At 42.1% G+C, this 11969-nt stretch carries 10 protein-coding genes; 4 read left to right on the top strand and 6 right to left on the bottom strand.

All coding sequences use genetic code 11. The features are described from left to right. Positions 1-114: 114 nt before the first annotated feature. From ndk to I6L31_RS07225, 5 genes are all read right to left on the bottom strand, one after another. On the bottom strand, positions 115-546 hold the full coding sequence (gene ndk / locus I6L31_RS07205) for a nucleoside-diphosphate kinase (protein WP_004992670.1): 432 nt from the start codon (positions 544-546) through the stop codon (positions 115-117). 111 nt (positions 547-657) lie between these two features. Beyond that, entirely contained in the window at positions 658-858 is a 201-nt protein-coding gene (iscX, locus tag I6L31_RS07210; protein ID WP_004992669.1) for a Fe-S cluster assembly protein IscX, read from the bottom strand. Between the two features lie 104 nt (positions 859-962). Beyond that, positions 963-1514 carry a phosphatase PAP2 family protein gene (locus I6L31_RS07215; protein WP_004992665.1) on the bottom strand — a complete coding sequence of 184 codons (552 nt, stop codon included), beginning with the start codon at positions 1512-1514 and terminating at the stop codon, positions 963-965. A gap of 29 nt (positions 1515-1543) precedes the next feature. Continuing rightward, entirely contained in the window at positions 1544-2821 is a 1278-nt protein-coding gene (locus I6L31_RS07220; RefSeq protein WP_004992664.1) for a glycosyltransferase family 4 protein, read from the bottom strand. A gap of 135 nt (positions 2822-2956) precedes the next feature. Next, positions 2957-5146 carry a carboxy terminal-processing peptidase gene (locus I6L31_RS07225; protein WP_004992662.1) on the bottom strand — a complete coding sequence of 730 codons (2190 nt, stop codon included), beginning with the start codon at positions 5144-5146 and terminating at the stop codon, positions 2957-2959. 194 nt (positions 5147-5340) lie between these two features. Here I6L31_RS07225 and nagZ point away from each other — a divergent pair, with 194 nt between their 5' ends. Together nagZ and I6L31_RS07235 are read left to right on the top strand one after the other, a co-directional pair. Beyond that, positions 5341-6360, top strand: coding sequence for a beta-N-acetylhexosaminidase (gene nagZ, locus I6L31_RS07230; RefSeq protein ID WP_004992660.1), 1020 nt, complete (start codon positions 5341-5343; stop codon positions 6358-6360). A gap of 107 nt (positions 6361-6467) precedes the next feature. Beyond that, positions 6468-7325: a class I SAM-dependent methyltransferase gene (locus I6L31_RS07235; protein WP_004992658.1), complete on the top strand. Its 858-nt coding sequence runs from the start codon at positions 6468-6470 to the stop codon at positions 7323-7325. 109 nt (positions 7326-7434) lie between these two features. On the opposite strand, the gene I6L31_RS07240 is transcribed toward I6L31_RS07235, so the two are convergent. After that, on the bottom strand, positions 7435-8769 hold the full coding sequence (locus I6L31_RS07240) for an alpha/beta fold hydrolase (protein WP_005002260.1): 1335 nt from the start codon (positions 8767-8769) through the stop codon (positions 7435-7437). Between the two features lie 340 nt (positions 8770-9109). On the opposite strand from I6L31_RS07240, the gene I6L31_RS07245 reads away from it, so the two are divergent. Continuing rightward, positions 9110-10375: a glutamate-5-semialdehyde dehydrogenase gene (locus tag I6L31_RS07245; RefSeq protein ID WP_005002258.1), complete on the top strand. Its 1266-nt coding sequence runs from the start codon at positions 9110-9112 to the stop codon at positions 10373-10375. A 383-nt stretch (positions 10376-10758) separates the two neighbouring features. Next, positions 10759-11958: an acetate/propionate family kinase gene (locus tag I6L31_RS07250; protein WP_004992644.1), complete on the top strand. Its 1200-nt coding sequence runs from the start codon at positions 10759-10761 to the stop codon at positions 11956-11958. Positions 11959-11969 lie beyond the last annotated feature (11 nt).

The raw sequence follows: 11969 nt of genomic DNA on the forward strand, positions 1-11969 counted from the left end.
CCTAAACCATAGAAGTGACGAAGAAATATTGCCTAATATTTCAGCAAATTCATTCAGAGAAAAATAAAAAACCAGATAAGTATAATACCACTTATCTGGTTTGGATGCTCTCGATTAACGAGTGCGTGGGAAGATCTCTTCAGCAGCGAAGAAATACGCAATTTCACGCTCAGCAGATGCTACAGAGTCAGAACCATGTGCAGCATTTTCATCGATGCTAGTTGCGAAGTCAGCGCGGATTGTACCTGGTGCTGCTTCTTTCGGATTCGTTGCGCCCAAAATTTCACGGTGTGCAAGAACTGCATTTTCGCCTTCAAGTGTAGAAACAACCACTGGACCAGAAGTCATAAATGCCACTAAGTCAGCAAAGAAACCGCGCTCTTTGTGCTCTGCATAGAAGCCTTCAGCTTCTGCTTGAGACAAATGCTTGTATTTGATCGCAACTGGTTTTAAACCCGCTTTTTCAAAACGTGCAATGATTTCGCCAATGTGGTTTTTACCAACAGCATCTGGTTTGATGATTGATAAAGTACGTTCGATTGCCATGAGTGGCTCCTCGCTTAAAATTTTAAACGTAAAAAATTGGGCGCATTATACCGAGGTCAACGGTAATAATCAGCCTTGATTGTGTAAAAGTTATCAATTTCCGATGATTTTTTAGCGAACTTCGTCAATCCATGCCATTTGAATGGCCTCTAACAGCCCTTCAGTCGATTTTGCAGGATCATCTGAGAAATCTGGCAAAGCACAAATCCATGCGTGTAAATCAGTAAAACGAACCCATTGTGGATCTACATCTGGGTGTGCATCACTCAGTTCAATTGCGATATCAATGGTATCCGTCCAGCGTAAGCCCATGGTCTGTCCTGTTGCATCAATCAAATAAAGGCTACTTTAGCAAATTTCAGGCAAAGCGAACATGTGAACTGTTGGATTTATTAAAGGGCAATGCACATGCAAACTTATAAATGAATATTCATCAATGGTGCTGCAAAAATAATTCCGCACCCGACCACAGTCCCAATCACAGCCCCCACAATCACATCACTTGGATAATGTAATCCCAATACCATACGAGACAAAGCCACCAAAATGGTAAACGGCAACATGATGATGATCAAAATTGGCTGGATATAACCTAATGCGATGCTCGCCATAACCGCATGTAAAGTATGCCCCGATGGAAAACTAAAATGATCCAGTGGACGTTCACCCAGTACAATGACCTGATGCACCTGATAAGGGCGCGGGCGTGTGGTTTTATGTTTTAGAAATTTATAAATTCCAGTTCCTACAGAACCACCTAATAATAAGTAAATGATTTGTAGACCATAAAACAACCCTTGAGATAGCCAAACCATAAACAGCATGACGTACCAAAATAGACCATCACCCAGCCGACTGATGATTTTAAAGAAATGCGCAATTCGCTGTGAATGCGAAAAATGATTCAGGTACAAACAACCTTTTAAATCTAAATCCAGTATTCTAATTTTAGCGTTTTTAAAATTCATGGTGACACTCCTCTCACTTAAACGGAGATTTATACTCGGTAGAACTCTTTGACCACCTGATATAAGGCTTGTTCCATTTGATATACAGGTTGTTGCCAACCGCTTTGTTTAACATGCTTAAGTGCATGTATTCCCATCTGTTTTAACTGTAATCTTGCAGGCAATTGATATAAGGTTTGAATAAATGTATTGACTTGACCTAAAGGACTCAGCCAACCACTTACCCCATGCTCTACATACTGACTGGCACATGCATAATCATAAGCCACTACAGGCAACCCACTTGCCATTGCCTCAAGGACCACGTTACCAAAGGTTTCTACCTGACTAGCAAACACAAAGACATCAGCACTTGCATAAGCAGTTGCAAGATTCTTGCCAGTTAAACTTCCTGTAAAAACAACCTCACAATTCTCTGCCATCTGTTCCAGACGTGTGCGATCTGGTCCATCCCCCACAATCACCAGTTTAAATTTTCGATGCTGCATCCGTTGCATGGCTGCATAACTTTGAATTAATAGCTGGATTTCTTTTTCGGGAGATAAACGTCCGACATACAACATGACGGTCGTGTCATCGCCAGCACCCCAACTTTCTCTTAATTTCTGACAACGATACTGCGGAGAAAATTTTTCAGTATCCACACCCCGCCCTACGATACTTAAAGGACAGGTAATCCCAAAACCACGCAAGGCTTTTTCAGTATCCTTACTCGGCACACAGGTCATATCCGTGCTGTTATGAAACCAGCGTAAATAGCCCTGAATCGGTTTAAGCAAAAAGGCCAGATCAAAAAATCGACTAAAATCCTGAAAAGGCGAATGAAACCCGCTAGACACAGGAATATTTCGAGCCTTTGCTGCTTGCAGTGCCGTCAGACCCAGCGGTCCCTCTGTCACAATATGAACGACATCTGGTGAAAATCCAGCTAAAGCCTTACTTACCTTCAAATATTGAGGCCAGCCAAACTGCAAACCAGGATACTTGGGTAAAGTTTGTGCGATCACCAGACATTCTTTATTGGGTGAAAATTCTTCACATTTTAGACTTTGCTGTGGTCGTACCAGTAAAATTTTGTGTCCCTGCTGCTGTAAACCCTTGCACAGTTGCAATAAAGATAAAGCCACGCCATTAATTTCGGGTGGCCATGTCTCAGTGACAATGGCAATTTTGAGTTTGGGACGTACCAATTTATCCAGTTCATGCCAATTTTGTTGAATTTGCGCATGTCTGTTTTTAAAATAGAATTTAAAACTGTCTGGGAAATTTTCTTGTTTTAGCAGCGTTGTAGCGAATGAACCTTGCATACAACTATCCATTTGATTTATTTTCATAGCTCAAATATTAGACAATCGTTTTTACATTTTGATGATATCCAGATGACAGTTTTTTGACACAAAAAAAGCATATCGAAATATGCTTTTTTGCTCACTCAAAATCAATCAATGATTTTGTAATTTGGCATAATCTAATAATACATTCGCCGCTTCATTCACAAAGGTTTCTTCCTCTGGTAACGGCGGACGTGCATTGATCTTCATTTTGGCACGAGATTCGCTCAAGGCATCCAGTGATGCCTGATAACTTTCCCAATTACTAAAAGGTTTTAACCCTGTCGCTGCACGACGCTGATTTTCAGCATCAAGTGTTTGTTTTTCCAGTCTTAAAATTTCCGCCTTACGCTGATCAATATCTAACACAATACGTTTTTGATCTTTGGTTTCATCCGCGATCGCACGGCGCGCTTCAAGATATTTAAATTGAGGATCAACCGCAACACGGGCTTTAGATTCCTGAGACAGCTTTTCTACGTAAGGCTGGATTGAACCTTCACGCTTAAATGGCGCAGTTGGAATGGTATCCCACTTCAATGCATTCTTAGCTTTACGTTCACCAAACTCCTCATCATAAATATCCACGAGCTTGATGTCTGGAATAACGCCTTTATTTTGAGTACTTCCACCTGTAATACGATAGAACTTACGTTGCGTTAAAGTCGCCTGACCATGTGCCAAGGTATCAAGTTGAACTTGGGCTGTCCCCTTACCTGTGGTGGTACTTCCAATCACGATCCCGCGCTCATAATCCTGAATAGCAGCCGAGTAGATTTCGCTGGCAGAAGCTGAAGCCAGATTCACTAAAATTGCCAATGGACCTGCATAAGTTTGTGCGCCGCCATCGTTATCTTCAAACACACTGACATTGCCATTACCATCACGAATTTGCACGACTGGCCCAGATTTGATGACCTGTCCGAGCATACGTGCCACTTCTTCAAGTGAACCGCCTGGGTTATTGCGCAAATCAATTAAAATACCATCCACTTTTTTAGCAGAAAGTGATTTCAAAGCATTGTTGGTATCTTCAGACACTGAACGATATTCTGTTCCCGCACGGCGCGCACGATAGTTTAAGTAGAACGAAGGGATTTCAATCACACCAAAGGTATGTTTTTTGCCATCACGCATAATATCAACGGTACGTGAACGGACACCTGCATCTTCTTCCTGAATCACATCACGCACCAAACTTACAGTACGCGCCTGACTCATAGACGCGCCCGGCCCGAGTAACTTGATCGTGACTTTGGTTCCGCGTTTACCACGAATCAACCCGACAATCTCAGCACTCGACCAGCCGACCACATCGACCATTTTGTCGCCATCCTGAGCAACCCCAACAATGCGATCACCCGATTTGACCTGACCCGACTTACTTGCAGGACCACCTTCTACAATGGTTTCAATTTTAATATAGTCTTCATTACCGCGTTCAGGGCGGATCGAAACCCCAATTCCTTCCAGTTGCAGCGTAGTCTGGCGATTCAACTCCATCGCATCAATCGGCGGATAATAATTACTGTGCGGATCGTAAGTTGCCATCATGGCGTTTAAGGTTTTGTCCAACACATCATCACTCTTCACGCGACTAATACGCTCAAGCTGACGGGTATAACGCTTGGTGAGTGTTTGAACAGGTGTTAAATCTTCTGGACTGGTTAAATCCTGACCATTTGCCAGCTCTGGATTGTCTTTCAAGGCTTTTTGTTTAGCCAGATCTTCTTCTTTGCTAATGGTGAGGTTAATGAGCTGCGACACCAACATTTTACGCCAGTAATCTTGCTGTTCAGCGGTATTTTTAAAATAGGCTGCTTTCTCACGATCAGTATCAATGAAAACATTCGGCTGATGTAAATTTTGTGGCTTTTTCAGTTCAGACAACATGTACTCATAAAAGGCACGTAGGCGTTTACGGTACTGATCATGTATCGCATACGGACCAGTCAAATTACCTGCTTTCAGCGCCGCGCCAAAAGTCGAGCCATATTTTGTTTTATAGTCCTGAACCTCAGAAGCCAAAAATAAAGAATGATCAGGATCCAGACTATCCAGATACATATCTAAAATACGATTAGAGGTATTGGCATCCAGACGCATATTTAAATAATGCTGACGGTCGACCAATGTCGCTAACTGGCGTGAAACCAGCGCTTGTTCCTGAGTCGGTTGAATGGTTTGAGAGATGGCCGCAGGTGCAGTATCAGTTGCCGCAATTGCTTCGTTTATCGCATGTGTGAAGAACAATCCACCAGTCGCGACTGCAACTGCACAAGCTATCGTTTGAAGTTTCATAAATTTTTAATACTTCCTTGGATTTTCCAATATTACCCGCTGTGCCATCGACCCCGAATGTCACAGATTCAACATCTTAACCAACTTAATTTGTGTATGTCGTGTAGTTTTATCATATTCTATGCTGGCAGAATGTAGCAAATCATTGCAAAATTCCGCTATTGTTTTATCCAAAAATTAGACGAGCAACCTTTATGATCGGCGCTTTGATGCTAGACATTGCTGGCACAGAACTTACACAAGAAGATATTGAACTCTTACGCGCTCCGCAAGTCGGTGGCATGATTTTATTTGCACGAAATATTGAATCACCACAACAAGTGCGTGCATTAACAGATCACATGCGCCAAATCCGTCCAGATATTTTAATTGCTGTCGATCAGGAAGGTGGGCGTGTACAGCGTTTAAAAACAGGATTTACCTTATTACCTGCAATGGGTCGTTTTGGTGAGTTATATCAACAACAACCTGAACAAGCGATTCAATTGGCTGAGCAATGTGGCTGGCTCATGGCAACTGAGGTTTTAGCCGTGGGTATTGATTTTAGCTTTGCGCCCGTTTTGGATATCAATGACCTAAGTGATGTGATTGGTGATCGTGGCTTCGCCAAAAATCCGCAGGATATTGTGCCATTAGCATCAGCCTTTATGAAAGGTATGCAACAAGCAGGTATGGCGAATACGGGCAAACATTTCCCTGGTCATGGCTCTGTGCAGGCAGACTCTCATGTTGCCGCAGCGATTGACCATCGTAGTTACGATGAAATCCATCAAAAAGACATGCAGACGTTTATCCAATTGATGCCACAACTGGATGCACTCATGCCTGCCCATGTGATTTATGAACAGGTCGATCCTAATCCTGCTGGTTTTTCACCATTTTGGGTTCAGGAAATTTTGCGTAAGCAGTTAGGTTTTGATGGCGTGTTATTTTCAGATGACCTGAGCATGCAAGCGGCTTGTGTTGCGGGTGGAGCTGATGCACGTTTACAGGCGGCACTTTCCGCAGGCTGTGATATGGGATTGGTGTGTAATGACCGCTCATCGGCTTGTTTGGCACTCGATTCGATTGAGCATCTAGCTTTACCACATCAGCAACGCTTGGAACGTATGCGAGGCAAGATTCCTGAATTAAAGATTGGCAATACGCTTGAATTAGGAGATGTCTGGCAATCTCATAAAGCGCAGATCGAAAAATTCAAAGATAGCTTTTAAGGCATTGAAGGTTATAATAAAGTCGCTTTTACATCATGAATATACGGGTATATTCATGATGTCTAAAATTATGCATGGATGATAAATAAAATAACAGGCTCAGGAATATGACCCAACCACTTTCAAAACATCGACATATCTCTTTTACCGCTCATTACACAGGTTACATCTGGTATCAAATGGGGATCTCACATCAGGTCTTTGCCACCAAAAAGGGCAAGTCTTTAGCTGCACTGGTTCACCCATTGGAAAGTTGGGCAGAGAAATATGTCGGTGGCAGTATGCGAAGTACTCTCAAACAACGACACACCTTACTGGATGATCAGCTTACGACGCTCATTGAGCATCATCCTCAGTTACAGGTTTTGGAAATCGCCAGTGGTCTTTCACCGCGAGGTTGGTGGTTTAGACAACATTATCCAGAGATCACTTACCGTGAACTAGATTTACCAGACATGGCACAAACCAAACAAGCTGCATTGCAACAGATTGAAGCCAATGCACCCGAAATGCTGTCTGTTGATTTATTTACCGCAGAATTTAAACAAGCATTTGACTTATTTGACCCCTCGTTTCCTCTGGTGGTGATCAGTGAAGGGCTGATTAATTATTTTGATAAACCTTTGTTAGCTCAATTAATTCAGTCGATTGCTGAATATGGTCAGCCATTTAAAGAATTACATTATCTCACCGACTTGTACCCAGAACCAGTCAAAAACAAGTTGGCAAATATTATCTGGAGTAGCAGCAAACTTCTCAAATGGATGTCACGCAGCGCCTTTAGCTTTCATTTTACTACCCCAGCCGATGTTGAAACTTTTTTTATGGAAAATGGTTTTGATCAGGTAAAAGTGACACAACCAAAAGATTATTTTGATTCAGACACCGTACAACAGCAGAATAAACAGGAACACTTAGGCGATCTAGTTTGGACGATTCATGCTATCAATAAGAAACACTCTTAGAATCGATAGATAAAGCAAAGTTTACACAATAAAAAACAGCATCAAAGATGCTGTTTTTTATCCCCAAATAACGCGGCAAGATACGGCTTCTCAGATATCTTTAATCGCGTTACACCACCTCAGCGTACTGAAGTTGATGTTCTTTTTGTCGCGCCACATAGCGCAGCAAACGATCTGCAACCGCAAAACTACCGTGTTTAAAGATCGCTCTTACCCCTGCTGTATCGACCTGAAAAATCAGACATTCGATACTAAACATACCTTCTTCATCTTCTAAATGAAGAGCCAAATCTCGTGGATAACTTTCGACACGATTCGCTTCATTCGGCTGATTCAGTTGTAAAAGTACACCAAAGAAACTTAAATCACTAATCATTACTTTGAACTGCTCAGGCAAATAACGATGGGTCAGTTGCGTATGTGGTTGCATGACTTCAATGCGCTCTTCACCACGACGATCCATATGTTTGATTTGTTCACGGGTCATCGGAATAATGCCATCCAAACCCTGAATCGATTCACCATTTAAATAGGTTGCAAACAAATGCATGGTTTCTTTACGGCGTTGAAGCTGCGGCACATGATCCGCATTGGCGATCAAGGCAAACTGCATATCAGGACATTGCAAAGCAAAATTTGCATTTTCAAAAGGCAAGGTGAAACTATCATACTGCCCAGCGGCAACCAGCGTTTTGCACTGTGGAATCGGCACATCTTTTAAACGCAATAGCCGATTACAGTTGATCTCATAACGCAAACGCTCAGTTTTGGTAAATTCAGCCATTTGACGGAAGAACAAACGCTTAGCTGTAGGTGACATGCGAGTCTTGTCAAGTTTGGCATGATTTACCAGATACAAAATCACGGCTTGACCAAATTCTTCCATCCGATCTTCTTGCATCAACTTCAGTGACTCTTCCAAGATCATGCGCCAGCTTTTACGGGTCTTTTGCATCACTCCCATTAGGACCATACGGTCAACCAGTTCAGGACGTTGGTGCGCAAATGAAGAAGCAACCACTGAGCCTAATGACATGCCCATCATAGAGACTTTGGAAATACCGACGATATCCAGCCATATACCAAGCATTCTGGATAAATCCGATAATTCAAGCGTTCCCGCAGAAACACCTGTATCACGGTTGGTAATCTGCTGATTCGCACCCATTGAAGGTAAATCAATTAAAATGACAGGTCCGCAGGCAAACAGTTGTTCAACACAATATTTATAAGAGTTGAAATTTTGAAATGCCCCGCCCACAATTACTATGGGAGTCTGATGAATTGTACGCACATCAGCCATGGCCATGAATTCGACTTTCCAGCCATCAATCCATGTTTCACGAGCAGATTGCTTAAAAATATCTTTATGATAAAGATCAAAAAAACCAAAAGGTGAACCCGCTTGGTGAAGATCCGCGTCCATCTGGATAATGGAATTCATTTCCTGCCTCCTGCCTGCGTTGTTTTTTATCTATGCAGGCTCCGTTCCATGCGACACAATGGCTATGCATCCTTACTCAATTTTTTTGTATAACGTCAATAGCCTTATTGTTTCATTCTATACAGATGTGACTTTTTTAAGCAACCCTTTCTATAACCACTCATCTAGTTTCGATCTTTTTCAAGTTTCAAAATATTTAAAGTCGCGTAACAATTTCACAGTTTTCTACTAAATCACGCACTAGCTCATCTTTACCGCATTATGATGACTATACCAATCTGGTCATAGCCTGTTACTATGCAATGTACCTTTATGGATTTTTAACCGATCAAAGACTGCTATGCACGATTCAATTGAACACTATATGCAAACAGTAGGTCAAAATGCGCGTCAGGCTTCCCGCTTGTTGGCCAGCGCATCGACCTTAACGAAAAACAATGCGCTTTCAGCCATTTTCACTGCGCTAGAAGATCGTCAACCGCAAATTTTAGCGGCGAATGCGATTGACATGCAAAAAGCGCACGAAAACAACCTGGATAGTGCTCTACTTGATCGTTTAGAACTTAACCCCTCACGCTTTAAAGGCATGTTACAAGGCTTAAAAGATGTGATTGCGCTTAAAGATCCAATCGGTGAAATTACTGATATGTCATATCGCCCTACAGGTATTCAACTCGGTAAGATGCGTGTGCCTTTAGGCGTTGTCGGCATGATTTATGAATCACGGCCAAATGTCACACTTGAAGCAGCATCCTTAGCGCTAAAATCTGGCAATGCCATTATTTTACGTGGCGGTTCAGAAGCGCTTGAGTCCAATAAAGCCATCGCCGAAGCCATTCAGTATGGGCTTAAAAAAGTGGGCTTACCTGAGCATGCCGTCCAAGTGATTGCAACCTCTGATCGTGCCGCAGTTGGTCAACTGATTACCATGAGCGAATATGTCGATGTGATTATTCCACGTGGCGGTAAAGGTCTGATAGAACGAATTACCCTTGAAGCACGTATTCCTGTTATTAAACATTTAGATGGCAATTGTCATGTTTTTGTAGAAGCTGAAGCTGATCTACATAAAGCTCTCCCAATTGCGCTTAATGCGAAGACTCATCGTTATGGTGTTTGTAATGCCATGGAAACGTTGTTGGTCGATGAAAATATCGCAGAAGAGTTTTTACCGCGTATTGCTGAACTGTATGCTGAAAAACATGTCGAGCTTCGAGGTTGTGACCAAACTCGCCGCATCCTCGGTGAAAGCGTCAAAGTCGCCACTGAAGAAGACTGGTATACCGAATATCTAGCGCCCATCCTTGCGATTAAAGTGGTATCGGGTATTGATGAAGCGATTCAACATATTAACCAATATGGTTCTCACCATACCGATGCAATCATTACTGAAAACTATTCATTAGTTCGCAAGTTTTTGGCTGAAGTAGATTCAAGCTCTGTGATGATTAATGCTTCTACACGCTTTGCCGATGGTTTTGAATATGGTTTAGGCGCCGAAATTGGCATCTCGACCGATAAAATCCATGCGCGCGGTCCAGTGGGTTTAGAAGGCTTGACCTCACAAAAATGGATCGTATTTGGTGACGGTCAAATTCGTCAATAAAATAATATGTCTTCTGGTTTTGTCGTTCAGTCGACAGAGCCAGAAAATGATTCAGCATTGAATCATGAAGTTATTTTTTAAAAATAGAAACATTTTTATTAAATAAATTGCAACATGATCAAACTATAAAAAATAGCGGTTCAACGTTATATTGGGTTTAAAAGAAAATTCGTTTAGGTTGGTTATTCGTTGGTTTTAACCCATGAATGCTAACGATAAATTAAAGATTGTTCGATAGTGCTTAAGTCTAATCGGCTAAAGTCTAGCTTGGACAGAAAAACGACACATGTTACAACATGTCATATTGATATTCGGACTGACAAAATCAGATTTGAAAATCAATATATTAAGGAAACAATTTAAAATATTTTGGGTGCAATACCGTGTCTACATCCGTTTTAGTGATTAACTGTGGTTCTTCCTCTATCAAATATGCTTTGGTTTCAGATCGTCGTGAAAACCGTATTTACGGTTTGGCTGAAAATCTAGGCACAGCAGAAGCTCGTATTAAAGGGATTACCGTCGGCGGTGAGCCCCTTGAATTATCCATTCCACACGCTGACCATGAAAAAGCACTTGAAACATTGTTGGCACGCTTAGCCAACTATAAGCCGCAGGCAATAGGACATCGTGTGGTCCATGGTGGAACATTAACCAAAGCGGAATTACTCACCCCAGAAATTATTGAACGTATTGTTGCTGCAACGCCATTAGCACCCTTACATAACCCTGCACATTTGGTTGGTATTGATGCCACTATGCGTTTGTTTCCCGAATTACCCCAAGTGGCTGTATTCGATACCGCATTTCATCAAACAATGCCTGAACATGCTTATCGCTATGCCTTGCCGAAATTCTTTTACACGGAACACTATGTCCGCCGCTATGGCTTTCATGGTACAAGCCATGCGTATGTATCTGATCGCGCCAGTGAACTGGCTGGACAATTCCGACAAGGCGGCTGGTTAAGTGCACATTTAGGCAATGGTAGCTCGACCTGTGCCATCTGGAATGGTGAAAGTATTGATACCTCGATGGGTTTAACCCCACTTGAAGGGATCGTGATGGGAACCCGTAGTGGTGATGTCGATCCAAGTATTCATAGTTTTATTGCCAACAACTTAGGTTGGGATATCGACAAGATTGATAAAATGCTCAACAAAGAAAGTGGGTTGTTAGGTTTATCTGATAATTTATCTAATGACATGCGCACATTGATCGAAGCCTCAGAAAATGGCAACGAAGATGCAAGACTTGCCATTGAAGTATTCAGTTACCGTTTAGCCAAGTCATTAGCTGGTTTAAGCTGCGGTTTACCCAAAATCGATGGTCTGATTTTTACAGGTGGGATTGGGGAAAACTCAGCCTATATCCGCGAAAAAACCATGATATATCTACCTCATTTTGGTTTTAAACTAGATAAAGATCAAAACAATACACTACAACGTGGTACAGAGGGCCGGATTGATGTAGGTCAAGGACCACAAATCTGGGTGATTCCTACAGATGAAGAAGGTCGTATTGCCAAAGAAACTGAGCAAGTGGTGCAACAGGCAAAAAAGCTTGACGTTGTGATTGGCTAATCATGCAGAGC

The sequence above is a fragment of the Acinetobacter septicus genome (assembly GCF_019355975.1).
Lineage (GTDB): Bacteria > Pseudomonadota > Gammaproteobacteria > Pseudomonadales > Moraxellaceae > Acinetobacter > Acinetobacter ursingii.